The 17,929-nt window shown below is 38.2% G+C and carries 17 protein-coding genes and 2 pseudogenes; 16 read left to right on the forward strand and 3 right to left on the reverse strand.

Features of this window, described 5'->3' with window-relative positions:
* Nucleotides 1–22: 22 nt before the first annotated feature.
* The 5 genes from E4O01_RS04690 to E4O01_RS04710 are packed head-to-tail and all read left to right on the forward strand — an operon-like array spanning nucleotide 23 to nucleotide 4,963.
* Nucleotides 23–856, forward strand: a complete 834-nt coding sequence (locus tag E4O01_RS04690; protein ID WP_253694672.1) for a DUF5692 family protein — start codon at nucleotides 23–25, stop codon at nucleotides 854–856.
* Nucleotides 857–862: 6 nt separating this feature from the next.
* Nucleotides 863–2,404: a phytoene desaturase family protein gene (locus E4O01_RS04695; RefSeq protein WP_253694673.1), complete on the forward strand. Its 1,542-nt coding sequence runs from the start codon at nucleotides 863–865 to the stop codon at nucleotides 2,402–2,404.
* On the forward strand, nucleotides 2,397–3,560 hold the full coding sequence (locus E4O01_RS04700) for an iron-sulfur cluster-binding domain-containing protein (protein WP_253694674.1): 1,164 nt from the start codon (nucleotides 2,397–2,399) through the stop codon (nucleotides 3,558–3,560). Before E4O01_RS04695 ends, E4O01_RS04700 begins: the two co-directional genes overlap by 8 nt.
* 21 nt (nucleotides 3,561–3,581) lie before the next feature.
* A complete protein-coding gene (locus E4O01_RS04705; RefSeq protein WP_253694675.1) occupies nucleotides 3,582–4,508 on the forward strand; it encodes a DUF5692 family protein in 927 nt (308 codons plus the stop codon).
* A 38-nt stretch (nucleotides 4,509–4,546) separates the two neighbouring features.
* Nucleotides 4,547–4,963, forward strand: coding sequence for an OsmC family protein (locus E4O01_RS04710; RefSeq protein WP_253694676.1), 417 nt, complete (start codon nucleotides 4,547–4,549; stop codon nucleotides 4,961–4,963).
* Nucleotides 4,964–5,004: 41 nt separating this feature from the next.
* On the opposite strand, the gene pcnB is transcribed toward E4O01_RS04710, so the two are convergent.
* Nucleotides 5,005–6,150 (reverse strand): polynucleotide adenylyltransferase PcnB, encoded by a 1,146-nt coding sequence (pcnB, locus tag E4O01_RS04715; protein ID WP_253694677.1) that lies wholly within the window; start codon nucleotides 6,148–6,150, stop codon nucleotides 5,005–5,007.
* Nucleotides 6,151–6,316: 166 nt separating this feature from the next.
* Here pcnB and E4O01_RS04720 point away from each other — a divergent pair, with 166 nt between their 5' ends.
* Nucleotides 6,317–7,348, forward strand: a complete 1,032-nt coding sequence (locus E4O01_RS04720; RefSeq protein WP_253694678.1) for a hypothetical protein — start codon at nucleotides 6,317–6,319, stop codon at nucleotides 7,346–7,348.
* Between the two features lie 6 nt (nucleotides 7,349–7,354).
* Here E4O01_RS04720 and E4O01_RS04725 read toward each other — a convergent pair whose 3' ends face one another.
* Both E4O01_RS04725 and guaA read right to left on the reverse strand, forming a co-directional pair.
* Nucleotides 7,355–8,650 (reverse strand): RNA-binding domain-containing protein, encoded by a 1,296-nt coding sequence (locus E4O01_RS04725; protein WP_253694679.1) that lies wholly within the window; start codon nucleotides 8,648–8,650, stop codon nucleotides 7,355–7,357.
* 132 nt (nucleotides 8,651–8,782) lie between these two features.
* Nucleotides 8,783–10,327, reverse strand: a complete 1,545-nt coding sequence (gene guaA / locus E4O01_RS04730) for a glutamine-hydrolyzing GMP synthase (RefSeq protein WP_371819636.1) — start codon at nucleotides 10,325–10,327, stop codon at nucleotides 8,783–8,785.
* 92 nt (nucleotides 10,328–10,419) lie between these two features.
* Here guaA and E4O01_RS04735 point away from each other — a divergent pair, with 92 nt between their 5' ends.
* The 10 genes and pseudogenes from E4O01_RS04735 (at nucleotide 10,420) to E4O01_RS04795 (ending at nucleotide 17,921) form a co-directional block, all read left to right on the forward strand.
* Complete coding sequence (locus E4O01_RS04735) at nucleotides 10,420–10,797, forward strand: VOC family protein (protein WP_253694680.1); 378 nt, start codon at nucleotides 10,420–10,422, stop codon at nucleotides 10,795–10,797.
* A 10-nt stretch (nucleotides 10,798–10,807) separates the two neighbouring features.
* A complete protein-coding gene (gene pgk, locus E4O01_RS04740; RefSeq protein ID WP_253694681.1) occupies nucleotides 10,808–12,067 on the forward strand; it encodes a phosphoglycerate kinase in 1,260 nt (419 codons plus the stop codon).
* A gap of 6 nt (nucleotides 12,068–12,073) precedes the next feature.
* Nucleotides 12,074–13,089: pseudogene (locus E4O01_RS04745) on the forward strand (N-acetylmuramoyl-L-alanine amidase).
* Between the two features lie 209 nt (nucleotides 13,090–13,298).
* Nucleotides 13,299–13,553, forward strand: coding sequence for a hypothetical protein (locus E4O01_RS04755; RefSeq protein WP_371922614.1), 255 nt, complete (start codon nucleotides 13,299–13,301; stop codon nucleotides 13,551–13,553).
* A 94-nt stretch (nucleotides 13,554–13,647) separates the two neighbouring features.
* The gene (locus E4O01_RS04760; RefSeq protein ID WP_253694684.1) at nucleotides 13,648–14,697 is read left to right on the forward strand and encodes a flagellar filament outer layer protein FlaA; all 1,050 of its coding nucleotides are present in this window, start codon (nucleotides 13,648–13,650) and stop codon (nucleotides 14,695–14,697) included.
* A gap of 78 nt (nucleotides 14,698–14,775) precedes the next feature.
* A pseudogene (locus E4O01_RS14765) lies at nucleotides 14,776–16,000 on the forward strand ((p)ppGpp synthetase).
* A gap of 66 nt (nucleotides 16,001–16,066) precedes the next feature.
* Nucleotides 16,067–16,336: a 30S ribosomal protein S20 gene (rpsT, locus tag E4O01_RS04780; protein ID WP_253694686.1), complete on the forward strand. Its 270-nt coding sequence runs from the start codon at nucleotides 16,067–16,069 to the stop codon at nucleotides 16,334–16,336.
* Nucleotides 16,337–16,396: 60 nt separating this feature from the next.
* Nucleotides 16,397–16,708: an HU family DNA-binding protein gene (locus tag E4O01_RS04785; protein ID WP_253694687.1), complete on the forward strand. Its 312-nt coding sequence runs from the start codon at nucleotides 16,397–16,399 to the stop codon at nucleotides 16,706–16,708.
* A 4-nt stretch (nucleotides 16,709–16,712) separates the two neighbouring features.
* The gene (locus tag E4O01_RS04790) at nucleotides 16,713–16,943 is read left to right on the forward strand and encodes a hypothetical protein (protein WP_253730194.1); all 231 of its coding nucleotides are present in this window, start codon (nucleotides 16,713–16,715) and stop codon (nucleotides 16,941–16,943) included.
* Nucleotides 16,944–17,075: 132 nt separating this feature from the next.
* Nucleotides 17,076–17,921, forward strand: coding sequence for a nitrilase-related carbon-nitrogen hydrolase (locus E4O01_RS04795; RefSeq protein ID WP_253730195.1), 846 nt, complete (start codon nucleotides 17,076–17,078; stop codon nucleotides 17,919–17,921).
* Nucleotides 17,922–17,929: the final 8 nt, after the last annotated feature.

Consider the following 17,929-nt stretch of genomic DNA (forward strand, 5'->3'; position numbering starts at 1 on the left):
ATCTTTTTTCAAGGAGATTTATATGAACGCAAAAAAAAATAAAGCTTATCTCAATTGGTTTGTTTTCACTGTGCTTTTAACCTGTGCTACATTTTTAACCTCATTTTTTCCGTTGTGGGCAAATGTTCCTATCAACATTATCGCTCCTATTGTCGTGCTGTTTGCATGCAAAATGGTAATGTTTGAGCGGCTAAAACTTTCAACCCTCATCATAATGAGGACTCTTATCGTTTTGGTTTTATTTAACCTTATGAACGGAGACTTTTTTGTTAAACTTGTTCTAATTTTTTTGGTTATCAATATTTTGGAAGCAACTTTTACAGATTTATTAAAAAATAAACAACCGTATAATTTTGTTACCGGTCTTGTTCTTGCCGCTTCCGTTTTCTGTCTTGCAGGTTCTTGGCTGCCTGAATATATGGGCCCTCTTACCGGTATTTATAAGGCTGAAGCAGGAGTTTTCGGAGAAGGACTTTTTGCTTCTAAAACCGTTTTTACGGTAGGAACCGTGTCTTGGATTTTGGCCTATACTCTTTGGAATTGGCTCTTTGTAATCGGAGAATTCGGACCTTCCGTTGCTCTTGAACATGTAGGCATTCTCCTAATGCCTCTTTTAGGAATATGTATCACCGGCACTCCCGGTTTTTGGCTCGTATTCCGTGCAAACTCTCTGACCACAGGAGGAGTTTTTCAAATCTCGTGTAAAAATTTTGTTGAAAACGAATTTAAACATGAGTCAATGATAAGACTTTGCGAAAAAATAAAAACCTCAAAGTTGCAGTGTATTTTAATGATTGTGAACTTAATATTAATGGCTGTTCCGATTGTTATGTTCTTTACGGGTAAGGGATTTTAAGATTTTATGGAAAATTATGATGTCGTTATTATAGGTGCCGGAAACGGAGGGCTTGCATCTGCTGCAACTCTTTCTCAAGCCGGAAAAAAAGTATGCGTGTTGGAAAAGCACAATATCCCGGGCGGATGCGGTACAAGCTTTTGCCGAGGCCGTTTTGAATTTGAGGTGGCCTTACACCAGCTGAGTTCTATGGGAACAAAGGAAAATCCCGGCCCGCTTCGCAAGCAATTCAGACGCTACGGAATCGAAGATAAAATCGAATGGATTCCTATCGAGTCCTTGTACAAAATCAATTTGCCTGATGGGCGAGGGATTACTCTTCCTGCCGATAAGGAAGAAGTTCAAAAAAAACTGATTAAAGAATTTCCGGCAGAAGCGGAAAACATAAAAAGGTATTACCAAACCGTTTATAAGTTCAATGAAGAGATAAATTCTTTTAGGGCAAAAAGTGCGGGCTCTAAAGGAGAACCTTCGAGGCTGAAAAAATGGCTTACCAAAACATTATTTCCTTCCGTATATCCTACCTTGACAAAGTATGCCGTACGAAGTACGCAGGATGTTCTTGACGAGTTTTTTAAAGATAAGGCTCTGCAATTATGCCTTTCCGCCTATTGGTGTTTTATGGGAGTCGCTCCCGAAAACTTTCCTTTCACGATTCTTGCAATGTGTACTTATATTTACACAGAGGATAAGCCCTTTTATGTAAGAGGCGGTTCTCAAGTTATAAGTCAGGCCCTTACCGAAATGATTCGGGAAAACGGCGGAACCATTTTATTTAATAGAAAAGTTGAACGTATTATTATTGAAAACGGAAAAGCTTGCGGTGTTATCGATGATGAAGGACAGGAGTTTAGAGCAAAGAAGATAATATCCAATATTTCGCCGACTCAAACCTATGCAAAACTTTTGCAAAAGGAAGAGCTTCCCGATTCAGTCCGCTCGTATTTTAAAAGTTATAAGCCGGGTATTTCCGCTTTAACTTGTTTTATCGGACTGGACTGTCCGCCGGAAACGATAGGTTTTACCGATTCTTTTAATTTGACCTATGCGAGTTTGGATGCAAATGAAGATTTTAAAAATGCCTATAAGCTTGATACTTCAATCGATCCGATTATTTCTACATGTTACACAGTAGATGATCCTAAAGTTTCACCTCCGGGTACAAGTATAATCACTGCCGGAACTCTTAAATATTCTGAAGCCTGGGAAAAACTTTCGCCTGAAGAATATCATCAAAAAAAATATGAACTTGCTTCGACGATAATTGACAGGCTTGAAAAACGCTTTCCCGGTTTACGAAGCCATATCGAAGAAATAGAAGTTGCAACTCCCTTAACCCATATGCGGTATCTTGGACATCCTTCCGGGGCTATTTATGGATATGAACAAGATTTACGCTCTTCGGTATTTTTCTTTCCTGCAACCGATAATGCTATTCCTAATTTGGTTTTTGCAAGCGGATGGGTAAATACCTGCGGTTTCGGCCCCAATTATATGTTCGCCGATAGGCTTGCATCGTCATTATTAAAGGAGATGGACAATGAGTGATCTTAAAACTCTTATTATAAGCCGTATGGAAAACGGAGCAAATATATTAAACGAATTGGCTGTTTCAAAAAAAATAGGGAAGGATATTACGGTTGATGCATCGGCTGTCGAGAAAAAAATTAACCAGTATCATCCCAATATTATGAAACTCATAGTTTCCGAAACCGAAAATATCGGCAATTATGCAAAAAAAATTCGCTTTGTAAGTGAAACAGGCTTTTTACCGATTTTTGAAGCCGGTCAGTACATAAACCTTTTTGTTCAAATTGAGGGGGTAAGAACTTCAAGACCTTACAGCCTTTCTTCTTCTCCAAAAGAACGCAGCTATTTTGAAATTATTGTTGCAAGACAAGAAAAAGGTTTTGTTTCCGATTATCTGATTGATAATGTAAAGCCGGGAGACAGATTTGAAGCTAACGGCCCTGCCGGAGTGTTTCATTTTAATCCGGTATTTCATCATAAAAGACAAGTTTTTTTGGCCGGAGGAAGCGGTATTACTCCATTCCTTTCAATGAGCCGGGAAATACTTCATGCCGGTTTGGATCGAGAGGTATTCCTTATTTATGGAACTCGAAACGAAGAGCTTGCCATAAATCATGAGGAGTTGACCCATCTTTCCGCCGAGTTTAAAAATTTTCATTATTCTTTGGTTGTATCGAATGACCCTGAATGCAAAAAATACCGTACAGGTTTTATCGATTCCGAATGTATAAAGGCTCTTGTTCCTGATTATAAAAATGCTACCTACTATATCTGCGGCCCCGAAATTATGAACCAATTTTGCAGCAAGGCTTTAACCGAAATAGGTATTTTGCCTAAGCACATAAGACGGGAAATGTTCGGCGCAAGACAAGACATTCAAAGCGAGCCCGGATGGCCCCAAAACTTAAGCGGAAAAGAAACCTTCACTATAAAGATCGGCGATAAAAAAATTCCTGCCTTATCCGGCGAAAGCGTTCTTACTGCCTTGGAGCGCTCGGGTATCAGAATGAATGTATGCTGCAGAAGCGGTGAATGCAGTTTGTGCAGAATCCGTTTGGTTTCGGGAACCGTTTTTACGGCCCGCGGAGTTTTAAGCCGATATGCGGATGAACTTTTTAATTATATCCATTCATGCAAGGTTTATCCCACAAGCAACTTGGAAATTATTTTGTAATTTTATTTATGGAGGAATAAGATGTTTTTCTTTACAGGTTATACTTTAAAGACTTTACTTGGATTTGTCTTTTTACTGGTTATGCTCATAGGGCTTAATGAATTGACGAGAAGGAGCAAGTGGATTTCGATTATCTTTTATGCCGCTTTACCGATTGTTCTTTCTATCTTTGTTTGGCCTCTTACAACTGCAAACGGAGGTTCAGGCGCAACTTGGTTTGCATGGGTAAAAACTTATTCGGCTTTGGCCGGTGTCATAGGTTTTATGCTTTTGCGCTATGTAAAAAAACTTGAAACAAATAAGTTTATGCTTACCTTTCCCATGCTGATTTTGGTTATCAATATTTTGGAAGCTGTTTATGCCGACATTGAATGTTATTCAATGCATGGCGTAGTACGCGGAGGACTTTTGATGGAAGGAGGTCCTTGGAATATTATAAATGCTATTGCAGGTATCTTCCTTTGTCTTTCTCTTTCCGGCTGGCTAAAAATAAAGATAAGCAATACAAAATCACGGGATATGATTTGGGCCGATCAATTATGGTTTTGGATTATTGCATACGATTTATGGAATATTTCTTATTGCTATAACTGTATTTCGAACCGCTCTTTTTATGCGGGATTTACATTGATAGTTTCTTGTACGGTTGCGGAATTTTTCTTCCGAAAAGGTGCATGGCTTCAGCATAGGGCTCAAACTCTTGCTATCTTTGCAATGTTCTCTCTTACCGCCAATTATGCTTCATATACGGATTGGTTCGGTATTACCTCAACTCAAGCCCCGGCTCCTAAAACCGTATTGGCTATTGCTGCTTTGATAGTAAATGTTGCCGTATTTGCTTACGAACTGTATATTATAAGCAAAACAAAGCGTAATCCGCTTAAAGAAGAAGTTTTTACCGATTTAAAATCATACAAGGCTATACTTGCAGAAAATAAATTGGTATAATTCTATATTCGATATATTTTTATATATGGAGGTTTATTATGGCAAACGAATTTAAGGCAAAAGCCGAAATCGATTTGGGCGAAGGTTTTAAAGTTGAATGTGAGGCATCCGGCAAAAAGATTATTGCAGATGAACCTGTCAGTTTCGGCGGAACCGATTTGGGTATGAACCCGATCGAAGTTCTTTTGAGCGGCCTTGGGGCTTGCAAGTGCGTTATTTCGAAAATGCTCGCAAAGAAAAAAGGCCTTAAACTGGATTATTTGGCTGTCGAATGTATAGGTTCTTTCAGTTCAGGAAAGGTAGGACTTTCCGATATTGAAACAATCTATCATATTAAGTCCGATGCTTCCGATGAGGAGCTTGAAAAGTTTATGACCTTGGTTGACAATAATTGTCCGGTAAACGACACACTCAAAAATCCGCTCCCCATAACTCATAAACTTATTAGAGCTTAAGTCTCTTGTATTTTTTTTGAGCTTTAAAGATACGGATTTATTTAATCCGTATCTTTTTGCGTTTCCTGTCTTTTTGTCTTTTTCTTTCGGCGGACATGTTTAACCTGTTTACCCAATTTTGCAGGGCGGGGCTGGCTTCTTTCCATCGAAACCTTAATTCCTAAGTCATTTAGAGTGCTTTTTACGGCAAATTCCAATTCCCTTCTTTGAGGATTCATTGGGAGAATAAAGTGTCTGCATTCTTTGTAAACGTAAGTGTACACTTCTTGAGGAAGTCCTTCAGGGTCTGCAATCAGTTTTATGTAATCTTTTAGTAATGATTTTAAACACTCTCCCTGTTTTATCTGATGTTTAGAATTGGCTTCTTTATCCAAAAGAGCAAGGTTTTCTAAATACATCTTTTTGAATTTGGAAGAAGAGTCTATAAAAGCGCAGGCTCCCGGCTGAAGGTAAACATAGAGCTTAAAGTCTAAAAGTTTTTTTATAATGTCGCTTGAGTGCCCGCTAAAAACAATCTTATTTATTTCTTCGGTTATTCTTGACGGGGACACAAATTCCAATAGATAGGCATTTTTACGTATTTGCAGCTGAACAAAAAACGGAATACTTGAATCGGTCATTGCTGCATACTTTATAGCCCGAATCATTCTTACCGGATCTTCTGAAAATATAAGTTGAAGCGGAATAATGGGTTTTATCTTTTTTGCTCTTATATCCTTAACCCCGCCTACATAATCGATTACGAGCTCGTGAATAGGGTCGTAGTAGAGGGCATTTAAAGTAAAATCTCTCCGGTGTACATCCTCATCAATCGTACCGAATTTATTTCCTATGCTTCCGTCTTCAGTAGATCTAAAGGTACTGACTTCATATATTTTTTCTCCAAAAAATATATGAACCAATCTAAAACGTCTGCCTATTACTCTGGAATTCCGGAACATTTTCCGTATTTTTGAAGGTTCTGCCGAGGTCGCAATATCAAAGTCTTTTGGAACATGGCCTATCAATAGATCCCGTACTGCTCCCCCTACTATGTAGGCTTCAAAACCTTGAGAATTTAAACGCTGTATAATTTTCACGGCTTCAATGTCTATTTTTTCGGGGGCAATGTGGTGCTCGTCCTTAGTATAGACTAAAGCCTGCCGAACCTGCTTTCCTTCGGCATTTTGACCGTATCGAACTAACATTTTTGAATGAATATATTGCATGTAAAAAGGCTTTATGTCAATGAGTACTTGCTTATTTTTATTAAAATTTTATGGTTTTAGATAAAAAAGCTCTTTAAAAATTCATTGGAATATAGTACAATATTTCTTCTATACATTGCATAATTGGGGAAGCAGCGAAAAAACTATGACAATAAATAATGCCGGACTCGGAACTATAATCTCTACAGATATCGTTGTTTTAAATGATCATGAAAGAACCTTGGTCGAACATGCTTTCGAGCGATTAAATGAAGAATACAAGTCTGCTGTTTTGGAAATAGGAAAAAAACTCATGGACTTGGAAAGAATGTCGGCTGCAATTTCCCGTTTTCCTTCAATCCATGAAACAAGCGTTCTTGCCGGCGAAAAACGAAGTCAGGCAACCTTGATAGAAAACCTTTGTAAAACCCCTTCCGATGCCCGCACTCTTTCAATGCCCACAAAGGCCGTTTTGGGGAGGGGGTTTCTTGTCGCCAAATTCCATATTTTTTCGGCCCTTAGCAAGGTTGCTTCAAATTCCTCATTTTCTGAAGAAGAAATTGAAGAACTCAGATCCGCTACCATGAATATCATGTTTACTATTATGTCCGAAGATGTATATATTTCGATTTTGGACAGCAATATCTTGGATGAGCAAAAACAAGAAAAGGTTGCAAATGCTTTAACCTATCTTTGGGAACACCGCTTGGATCAAAACACAACTTCATTTGCTCCCGTCTTAACCCGTGTTTGGACTGCCCGTGACACAATAGCCCCCGTATTCGGCACAATGATGGGTACAAGCGAGCTTTTTTTGCTTTCTTCCAAACTGGATGACTCATGGCAAAGCTTCATGCTTGCAAAACTTTCTAATAAAACGGTAGGACAGTCACTGGAAGAGTTTTTATTCGGTATCTCATATGAGGACATTCTCTATGTCCGCAACCAGCTTGTAAGCTGTAAGATACCGGCAATGGGCAGGGACGATGTTGCTAAACTTTTAAACAAAAAACTTGATTTTGATAATTCCGATCCGCGTCATTTTTACTCTTCCTATGTGCAGCGCCGAAACAACGCCGATGCCCGTAAGCGCCTCAACGCCGCCGGCCCCAAAAACACAATCGAAGACTACTACATCAGCTTTCTATTCGAAAAAGGCTTGGAGCTGAAAGACGGGAAGGCTGAAGGTAGAAAGTGAGAGGTGTTAATTAGGTAAATATTGTGTTTTTTTACCTTTACCATCTTTTATTATATTTCCGTTTTCACTAAGACTCTTTAGAAGCCTCGATACGCTTGATGAGCTCATGCCGAATTTTTGTTCTATATCGGAGCGGGAGACTCTTTCCTGATTTTTTATAAATTCCATTATTTTTACTTCTGTGTCCTTTAGCTTATTATTTTGAAGTATATGGTTTGAATTAACATTGGGCAGCACTATTTTAAAGGCATTTGCAGTATTTTCGATTACCGGCTTTTGTGTAAGATTCTCGTATGCTCCTATAATTTTACTCATACCTGTTCCGTAGGCTTCAATAAGGTGAAGACGGTAAAAAACTCCTGCCAAATTCTTATTTCTGCATACTGAAAGCCCCAACATAATATCCTCAAGTAAAATTCCGGGCAAAAGTCCGCCTATAGAAACAAATTCAATTCTGTCCGTATATATGCTTATCAATGAGCTTGCACTAAATGAATAGTCCCTATGTACCAATAGATTTAAAAGAGCCTCACGAATTGCTGATGGAGGGTAATCCCGTGTGTCTATACGCAGCAGCTTATCAAAGGTTGATCTGGTTTGATTGTGCATGTCGATGTACGCATAAATATCATTCAATTGTTGAATGAGAGAGCCTGAAAATTCTTTTCTGTCCTTGAAAATACTTTGATCCCTGCCTTCAAATACGGCTGCCTTTACGGAGTGTATACATTGGTCCGATAACAATAATCCCATATTTGTGTATATCTCGTCTTGATTAAATATTTTCAAGGTTTGTTTTTGTTTGGCTCCAAAATCCAATTTTCTCAACTTAAATTCCTTTGATAAGGCATTAAATGTTAAATTTTGTTCTGTGGAGCGCATATCTTCAAAATTATCACCATCCGTTTCCTTTATCATGTTTCTTATTGCCGTATCGCTTGCAGGGGCGGAGGATGAACCCTGCCTGACATATACACCTTCCGGTCTTAAACCTTTTTTAGCAAGATAATAGGGGCGGTTGCTGCCTCTTTGAACGGTAATTTTGATTATTGCCTTTCCCTGTTCTTGTATTATTTTATAATTAACAAACATTGTTATATCAGGTCTGATTGAATCTCTTATCATATTACTAAGCCGGAGCATTGAATCATCAATATCTTTTAGCCCTGCGATTGTGCCGTCATCCTTGACACCGGCATAGACTGTTCCGCCCTTGCAATTTGCAAATGCGATAATCGCTTTTTTGATGTTTTCATCGATAGTTTCTTTGAGTTCTAAGATTTCACTTTCTTGAAAAATCAATTTATACCTTCCTTTGTAGGCAAACTTGTACTTGGGTATATTATAACTTGTTTTATGTTTCTCGTCAAGTATTTTTGGGGAGAACTGACGAGAATGAGGAGAACTGACGAGAATGGGGAGAATAGTTTTAGGCTACTCCCACTCAATCGTAGCCGGCGGCTTTGAGGTTATGTCGTAGACTATTCTGTTGATGCCGCTTACCTCATTTATGATACGGGAAGAAACCTTGTCCAGTACCTCGTAAGGGATGCGTACCCAGTCGGCTGTCATAAAATCCGAGGTCTTTACTGCACGCAGGGCGAGGGTATAGTCGTATGTTCTAAAGTCTCCCATAACGCCGACCGTCTTTGTGGAGGTAAGCACGGCAAAATACTGGCTTAAATCTTTTTTTATGTCTGCCCGTTCAAGTTCGCTTCGCCAGACAGCATCGGCTTCACGCAGAATATCGAGCTTTTCTTCGGTTATCTCGCCCATGATTCTTATGGCAAGACCGGGGCCGGGGAAGGGTTGGCGGTGTACCAGATAATCGGGGAGGCCGAGCTCCGTGCCTAACTTTCTTATTTCGTCCTTAAAGAGAGTTTTTAGAGGTTCAATCAATGACTTAAAACTTATGTGATCGGGAAGGCCTCCTACATTGTGATGGCTCTTTATAACGGCAGAACTCTTGGCTCCGCTTTCAACTATATCTGCATAAATTGTGCCTTGGGCAAGGAAGTCCACGGTTCCGATTTTTTTGGCTTCTTCTTCAAAAACGCGGATAAACTCTTCACCGATTATCTTGCGTTTTTTTTCGGGATCCGAAACGCCTTTTAGTTTTCCTAAAAAACGGCTTTCCGCATTTACTCGGATAAAGTTCATCGGAGCATCTCTAAAGGCTGCCTCTACCTCATCTCCCTCGTTTTTGCGCATAAGGCCGTGATCCACAAAGATACAGGTAAGGTTTTTTCCCACAGCCTTGTTTAAAAGGGCTGCAAGCACCGAAGAATCTACTCCGCCTGATAGAGCTAAAAGCACCTTGCCGTCACCGACCGTATTTTTTACATCTTTTATTGCTTCGGCCAAAAAGCTTTTCATGTTCCAATCGCCCTTGGCTCCGCATACATTGTATAAAAAGTTTTTGATTATATTTTGACCTTCTTCGGAATGTTCAACCTCGGCATGGAATTGAATACCGTAAAGCTTTTTTTCCTTGTTTGCCATGGCTGCATTTTTTGTGTTTGCCGTTTGAGCTGCCGAGACAAAGCCTTCAGGCAGACGGGAAACACAGTCTACATGGCTCATCCAAACCGAAGATTTATCCTTTATGTTTTTAAAGAGCGGAAAAGCTGTGTCGAATTTTGTTATGGTTTTGCCGAATTCTCTTTTTAAGCTTTTTTCGGCCTTTCCGCCGAGGCAATGAGCCATGGCCTGCATACCGTAACAGATGCCTAAAATCGGAATACCTAATTCAAAAATTTCTTTTGGGGGCAGGGGAGCATTTTCTTCATAAACGCTGTTAGGCCCGCCCGTAAAAATAATACCTATCGGCTTATTTTCTTTTATGTAATCAAGGGTCTTTGAGGCTCCGACAATATCCGAATAAACATTTAGGTCGCGTACCCGCCTTGCTATGAGCTGATTATATTGACCGCCGAAATCCACAATTAAAATCTTTTCCGTAATCTTCATAAGAATCATTTTAGCCGATGAGTCTTTTTTTTTCAAGATGTATATCTTTCAATTGACTTATGATAATGATTGTGTTATACTTTTTTTAACGAGGTATAAAAATGTTTTTAAACAGTGTCGCCATCCGCACGGATGAAATGGAAAAATCACTTGAGTTTTATGAAAAAGTGCTCGGATTTACTTTTAATTATATGATGTCGGCCGCTCCCGGAAAAAGAATTGCCTTTTTGACGGATCCCGACAGCGGAATGAATCTTGAACTTATCAGTCATGAAGTTCCAAAAGCTCACAACGGCAGCCGCCTTTCTCTTACCGTTCAGGTAGACCAGATAAGCGAGGCTGAAAAATATTTAAAAGCCAATAATGTCCGCATTACGGCTCCTCCAAGAACCGTAAAGGACGGTAAAAAAATCTTAACCGCAGTAGATCCCAACGGGGTTGAAATAGACTTTATAGAATTTAAAAAAGAAAACGAATAAAGGACTTATTATGATTAAGACTGTAAAAGATATAAACTTAAAAGATAGACGTGTCATAATGCGTGTCGATTTTAATGTTCCGATGAAAGACGGAGTAGTGCAGGATGATACCCGAATCAGGGCCGCCCTTCCTACAATAAAATATATACTCGAACAAGGCGCAAGATCTCTTGTTTTGATGAGCCATTTGGGCGATCCTGCAAAAGATACAAAAAAAGCCAAGGAAAAGGCCGAAAAAGACGGAAAAGCTTTTGATGAAGATGCCTATGTCGCCGGAAAGCACAGGATGAAGCCCGTAGCCGAATACTTATCCGATCTTCTCAAACTTCCCGTGGATTTTGCTCCTTCATGCATGGGGCAGCTTGAAAAGGTAAAATCCCTTCCACAAGGCGGGATTTTAATGCTTGAAAACACCCGCTTCCACAAAGAAGAAACCTCAAAGGAAAAGGCCGAACAGCAAATCTTGGCAAAAGAACTCAGCCTTTACGGAGATGTGTTTGTAAATGATGCTTTCGGAACTGCTCACCGCTCCCATGCTTCTACAGCCGAAATTTCGAACTTCCTAAATGTTCGTGTCGCAGGTTTTCTCATGGAAAAAGAAATTAAATATCTTGAACCCATGTTAAATAATCCTGCAAAGCCGATGACTGCAATTATAGGCGGCGCAAAGGTTTCTTCCAAGATTGCGGTTTTAGAAAGCCTTTTAAAAAATGCCTCTTCTTTAATAATCGGAGGAGGAATGGCCTATACTTTTTTAAAGGTTCAAGGAAAAAAAATAGGGAAATCCTTGTTTGAAGAGGATTTTATAGATACGGCTAAAAATCTTCTGGATGAGGCTGAAAAGCAGGGTGTAAAAATAATTTTACCCATCGATCATATATGTTCTGAAACTTTTTCGCCTAATGCTGAGGCTGTTCTAATAGATACATCCGATATTCCCGATAATCTTATGGGAATGGATGTAGGACCCAAAACTCTGGCTCTTTATAAAGATATTGTATCTTCATCAAAGTCTATTGTTTGGAACGGCCCTGTCGGTGTTTTTGAGTTTGAATCCTTTGCAAAGGGAACCGAAGAAACTGCCCGTCTTGTAGCATCCGTAACCGAAAAAGGAGCTGTTACAATTGTGGGCGGAGGCGATTCCGTAGCTGCCGTCAACAAATTTAATCTGTCCGATAAGATGAGCCATGTGTCTACCGGAGGCGGAGCTTCTCTCGAATTCCTTGAAGGGAAAATTCTGCCGGGTATTGCTTGTCTTGACAGTGTATAGGTTTTAATGAGTTATAAGACGAATAAGAAGCCCTTTTTTTTGATTTTTCTCTTAAGTTTGCTTTGTCTGAAAGCCTTTTCTGCAGGAGTTTCGGTTACCGATGCTGCAGGAAAGCTAGATCTTGATATTTCGTGGGATCCTCTTTCGCAAGAATTGATTTTTATGAAAAATAATTCTCAAGTGAGCTGTAAAGTAGGGGAAAGTCTTATAGTATTCGATAACGGAAAAGCCGAATTTACATATCCTCCGTATCAAAAAGACGGACTTACCTTCATAAGCGGTGAAATGTATAAAAAACTTGAAACGTTTTTTGCAGTTCCTCAAAAAGAAACAAAATATAGGGTAGGGGTTATTTTGATAGATCCGGGGCATGGAGGCAAAGATCCCGGTTGCGTCGGTTCATACACCGAAAATAACAAAACAATAGTAGTCCATGAAAAAACGGTTGCTTTAAAGGTAAGCCTTGACCTTTACAAGATGTTAAAAAAAGCTTATCCCGATAAAAAAATTCTTTTAACCAGAAATAAAGATGTCTATCCTACCCTCGAAGACAGGGTAAATATGGCAAATTCCGTAAAACTTAAGAAAAATGAAAGTATTCTCTATGTTTCGGTCCATGTAAATGCTTCTCTTAACTCAAGAGCTTCAGGTTTTGAAGTTTGGTATCTTCCGCCTGAATATCGGCGTGAAGTAGTCGATAAAAAAACTGTCCCCAAAGAAATACATTCTATCTTAAATTCGATGATGGAAGAAGAATTTACAATGGAAAGTATCTTGATGGCTCAAAACATTTTGGACGGGTTGGATGCTCAAATCGGAAAAAGAGTCCGAAACGGGGCATACGCGAGAACCAATGGTTTGTGGTAAGGAATGTAAAAATGCCTAGTGTTTTAATCGAGTTGGGTTTTATCAGCAATAAAACGGAAATTAAGCTTTTAAATTCACCCGACTACTTGAAAAAATGCTCGCTTGGCATATATAATGGACTTTCGGCTTTTATAAGCAATTTTGAAAACAATTAATCGGAGTATGGAATGAATTACATAAAAACAAAGATCGTTTTAGCTTTTTTATTACTATTGATAATAGGAACTGTACTTTTACATCTGTTCTAAATAAAAACATGACCGCTATGTTTTTTTAAAATTCCATAACAGGTAAGGTAGATACCGAAATACGCTATGTTCCGGTACAAAATATAAAGGAACCCGAAGCCGCTTTTTTTGAAGAATTGATGCTCGGTCCCGTAAATCATCATTGTTTTTCCTTTATTCCGGCCGGTTCCAAACTTTTGTCTTGTTTTGTGAAAGAAGGCATTTTATATGCAGATCTGCCTGCTTCTTTTATTGATGGAATAAAGGAAGAATTGGATTCCGAGGAAATCCGGAAACTTTTGCAAAAAAATATATTTACAAACTGTAAACATTTAAAAGCTGCCTATATTTTTGCAGAAGGTACCGAGATTTACGAATTATTAAAAAAATAACGTCAAAAATGAAGAAAAAGTGTTGACAAAATTGAATTATTACGTATACTTATAGTAACAGGGCATAAATTAAGTGCATAAAAGGAGTTTTTGAATGAAAAAAACATTTATACTTGTAGCTATGGCATTCCTTTTGATGGGTGCCGTTGCGGTTGCTGAAGAAGCGATTATTATTGATTTCGCGCTGTTGAATGCCGATATCATTGCAAATGATGCAGGCAAGATGACTCAAAACCGACGAACCGTTATGGATTACGGTCAAGCTGCCGGTGCCTCTTACACTGAGGAACAAAAAGCTTTGATGAGATCATCTTTGGCCATTGAGCAGTGGGAAGTAAAATTAAATTCTTCTGCTAGGAACCCTCTTTCTGTTGCTACTTCAACAGTTAAAGAAGCTGAAGTAAGAGCTGAAGGCGATAAATTCGCAGGTCAGAAGTTGATGGGTGTACGCATCTTGTTCCCGACTTGGACAAACAATGCCAATGCAGAAATTAGACCCGGATTTTTAATTCCTGCTTACGAAAAAATGGCTCAAGTTGACGATCAGGGTAACTTACAGGAACCCACTGAAGAGGATAAGGCTTCAGGAAAATCAAGATTTGAAGAAGGCTACGGTGTTGTTCGAAATACCGGCGTTATCAAATCAATTGCCGTAAATACTTATGGTATGAACTTCCCCCATGGTCTTTATGTTCTTCTCAGAGATCAGAACAACGAAGTAAAAAGATACTTCATGGGTTATCTTTTGTTTGACGGTTGGAAAGAGCTCGTTTGGAACAACCCTGCCTATATTGCACATGTAAAGGCCAGAGAGTTGAGACTTTATCCTGTTTATCCTGTTTCTCTTCCCCATGTTGCTTTCGAAGGTTTCTTAATTACCAGAGATGCAGCTCATGACGGAGGCGATGCTATCGCATACTTCAAAGATGTTAAAATCATTTATGACAAAGCAGTATTGACAACAGTACGTGACTTTGCTGATGAAGATCTTTGGGGTATTCAGACCGAAAGAGAAATGAAACGAAAGAAGATTGAAGTTGAAAAATTCGGACATGTTCAGGTTTTAAGATTCCTCGAACAAGAGAAACTTGCTACCGAAGAAGGTTTTACACCCTCTGAAGGTTCCGAAAAGAAACAACAATAAGTTTTAAAAATTAGCATAAGCGGTCGAGATAATGACTCGGCCGCTTTTGTTTGATGTCCTGTTAGGTTTTACCAAAATATGTTGTCTGAAGATATTCCTTGGCTCCCTAAAAAAGAGAAATTGAGGGAGATGTATTCTTCTTATGTGCCTCATTTAAATGTTTTGATAGTGCGCATAGAAGAGTTTTGCGTTCTATTGTTAAAATAGCTTCTGCACCCACATATAAGACAAGGGTAAAAGTTTTAACAGTTATTATCTGAAACTGTTGAAATTTCCGCCCAAAAGTGATACGTCCGATTTACCTGTCCTCACAGATATTATGGGGGTCAGGATCATATGTCCTTTTTTACAGGATATAAATGAAGTTGAAACTATTTTACTAAAGAAATTTAAAGTAATAGAAGTAGAGCGCAAAGGTTCGGAAAGGACTTTAGAGAATTCGGATATGAATCTGTTCATTTTTGCTCGAAATACCCGAGGATTTAAGGTAGGCCTTGTATTACCTAAAATTTAATCTTTGAAATCCAGCTTAGAACAATTCTTCAAGATGCTTGGGCAGAGGTTGAACATGAGCTGGTATATAAGTCGGAGTTTTCTCCCTTTGATCAACCCCTAAAAAGAAAGCTTGCTTCGATAAACGCAAGTTTGAGTTTGGCTGATATTATTTTTCAGGAAATTCGCGATTATCAAAACAAGCTTAATACTGAACTTGAAAAGAGACGCTTTGAATTTTATTCGATGGCTGACGAATATACGGCAAAGGTTTTGCCTGAAACCGATATTGTTCAGCATGATAATTTAGAGCATAGCGGAGAATTGAAGGTTGCCGAAACAATAGACGATTTGATTTTGGCCGCGATTGAAGCCCATAATCAAAATCTTTTGATAAGGCAGAAAAAATTATACAAAAATAATCGAGCAAAACCCGAATGATGTTGTCCTTTCGGTCGTATTTAAGCATAGGGGAATGGCGTATTTTGCTCAAGCTGACTATGAAGATGCTTATAAAGATTTTTTGCAGAGTTGTAAATACAATCCTGCTAACTTTCGATCTCTTTACTATGTAGGAATAGCTTTAACTCTCTTAAATAGAGATGATGAAGCTATCGAGTATTTTACAAAATCGCTTGAAATCAATAAGTTTCAAGCTCATGTTTATTTTAGGCGAGCATTGTCCTATTTTAAATTGGCCTTGTATCCTGAAGCTGCCAAAGATTTAGATTCCGCCTCGGATCTTGGCTTGGCTGAAGAAGATGCAAAAAAATTGCGCATAGCTATTGCAAAAAAAATTGATATGGTGTAATCTAAGCGGCTGTATTATGTCATATACAATAACTATAGTTTTAAATTAATTACGGAGGTACCTTAAATGAAAAATCGATCTGCGATTAAAAGACATAACCAGAGTGAAGTTCGCCGAATGCGAAACCGCTCTGCAAAGAGTGAAGTACGTACAACAGCAAGAAAGTATACTGAGGCTGTTCATGCCGCTAATGCAGAAACTGCCGCAGCCTTACTTCGCGAGCTTTCCAGTCAGCTTGATTCGGCAGCCAGAAAGGGAATTTTAACAAAGAATTCGGCAGCCCGCAAAAAGTCAAGAATGCAGCTCTTGTATAATGCTTCATTTGCAGCAAAATAAAAATGAAGGAAAACCGCAAAACCTATCCGGTATTGCGGTATTTTTTTATAATTTAAAAAGATGAAAAAAAAACTGTCGAAGGTAGACATAATAGATTCCGTTTATAGAAATAATCCTCAATATCAACTTAAGCAGATTACAGGTATAACAAATCTGTTTTTGGAGGAATTGTCTCTTCTTTTGAAAAAGGGAACTCCCATAGAAATACGAGGTTTAGGTTCTTTTGATTTTGTGGTTTTACACGGAAAAAAAAATGCCCGAAATCCTAAAACAGGAGAAAGAGTTTTGACCGCTGACAGGTGTAAAATAAGGTTTAAGCCGGGAAAAGAACTTAAAGAGGCTCTCCTTAAATTAAATACAAAAGAGTTTTAGGATAATGAAAAATAAACACATTTCTTTTTTTATAAATCTTTTACTCGCCCTTTTTGGAGCTATTCTCTTTGCCCTATCTCATCCCAATTATTTATGCTTAAACGGATTCAGTTTTTTAGCTTACATAGCCCTTATTCCGTTTTTTTTATTGATTAAAAGAACCCGTCTTAAATTTTTCATTTTTGGGGAGCATTTTCGGGAGCTCTTTCATATTTTATTTTTAATTTTTGGATAATGTTTTTCATCCTATTGCGATTTATGTAATTATTGCAAAATACTCCGTAATGTATTCGATTTTATTTTTTATGTTAAAATAATCGATTCTTATCTTCCGAAATACGGTTTTATTTTTCAAACGATAGTATGGGTGTCCTTTGAGTATCTAAGTACTTTAGGCTTTTTGGGTTATTGTTACGGTATAATGGGCTATAGTCAATGGCGCTTTTCCGTCTTAATCAGAGTATCTTCCATATTTGGAGTTTGGGGAATTTCTTTTTTGGTTATTTTCTTTTCAGCTTGTACGGCTGCAATAATTTTTGATTTTTTTAAAGAAAGAAAGGTTTGGCCGGTTTTTAAAAAATATAACTTGCCTATGATGATTTGGCTGGGAACATTTTTCGCTTTTATTTTATACGGAATTTTTACAAAGATAAATCTTTCAGAAATTCCAAAAACAAAGATTGCTCTTGTCCAGCCTAATAGAGACCCATGGCTTGGAAATTTGGAAGTTTATAGAAATAATTATGAAGAACTGAAAGATTTATCTGAAAAAGCCATAAAAAATTTTCCTGATTTGGAATTAGTAGTTTGGCCGGAAACTGCTTTTATTCCCATGATAAGATGGCATTATAAATACACCTCAACCTCTAATCCCAATTCTCTTTTGGTGCGGGAATTACTGCATTTTTTGGATAATCAAAAAGTTTCTTTTTTAATAGGAAATGATGAAGGTGTTTTGGATAAAAAATTTTTAGATAACAATTTTGATGATCTTGAAGATAAGAGGCTTGACTATAATGCTGCCTTACTCTTTACTCCAAAAAAAAATGTTTTACCTCCTGAGCCTCAAGTATACCGAAAAGACACTTGGTTCCGTTTACGGAACATTTTCCTTATCAAAAACTTTTCCCGGTATTTATCGATTCTTAAAGAAAATGATACTCATTTTGGGAAAAAGGAGATAAAGCAAATCTTCTTGAGTTTAATCATTTAAAAATCGGA

The organism is Treponema sp. OMZ 790 (assembly GCF_024181285.1).
Classification (GTDB): domain Bacteria; phylum Spirochaetota; class Spirochaetia; order Treponematales; family Treponemataceae; genus Treponema_B.

Bases quoted from the DNA above. Each gene is read 5' to 3' on its own strand.
- E4O01_RS04690 (WP_253694672.1), top strand. From the start codon at position 23: ATGAACGCAAAAAAAAATAAAGCTTATCTCAATTGGTTTGTTTTCACT.
- E4O01_RS04695 (WP_253694673.1), top strand. From the start codon at position 863: ATGGAAAATTATGATGTCGTTATTATAGGTGCCGGAAACGGAGGGCTT.
- E4O01_RS04700 (WP_253694674.1), top strand. From the start codon at position 2,397: ATGAGTGATCTTAAAACTCTTATTATAAGCCGTATGGAAAACGGAGCA.
- E4O01_RS04705 (WP_253694675.1), top strand. From the start codon at position 3,582: ATGTTTTTCTTTACAGGTTATACTTTAAAGACTTTACTTGGATTTGTC.
- E4O01_RS04710 (WP_253694676.1), top strand. From the start codon at position 4,547: ATGGCAAACGAATTTAAGGCAAAAGCCGAAATCGATTTGGGCGAAGGT.
- pcnB (WP_253694677.1), bottom strand. From the start codon at position 6,150: ATGTTAGTTCGATACGGTCAAAATGCCGAAGGAAAGCAGGTTCGGCAG.
- E4O01_RS04720 (WP_253694678.1), top strand. From the start codon at position 6,317: ATGACAATAAATAATGCCGGACTCGGAACTATAATCTCTACAGATATC.
- guaA (WP_371819636.1), bottom strand. From the start codon at position 10,327: ATGATTCTTATGAAGATTACGGAAAAGATTTTAATTGTGGATTTCGGC.
- E4O01_RS04735 (WP_253694680.1), top strand. From the start codon at position 10,420: ATGTTTTTAAACAGTGTCGCCATCCGCACGGATGAAATGGAAAAATCA.
- pgk (WP_253694681.1), top strand. From the start codon at position 10,808: ATGATTAAGACTGTAAAAGATATAAACTTAAAAGATAGACGTGTCATA.
- E4O01_RS04760 (WP_253694684.1), top strand. From the start codon at position 13,648: ATGAAAAAAACATTTATACTTGTAGCTATGGCATTCCTTTTGATGGGT.
- rpsT (WP_253694686.1), top strand. From the start codon at position 16,067: ATGAAAAATCGATCTGCGATTAAAAGACATAACCAGAGTGAAGTTCGC.
- E4O01_RS04785 (WP_253694687.1), top strand. From the start codon at position 16,397: ATGAAAAAAAAACTGTCGAAGGTAGACATAATAGATTCCGTTTATAGA.
- E4O01_RS04790 (WP_253730194.1), top strand. From the start codon at position 16,713: ATGAAAAATAAACACATTTCTTTTTTTATAAATCTTTTACTCGCCCTT.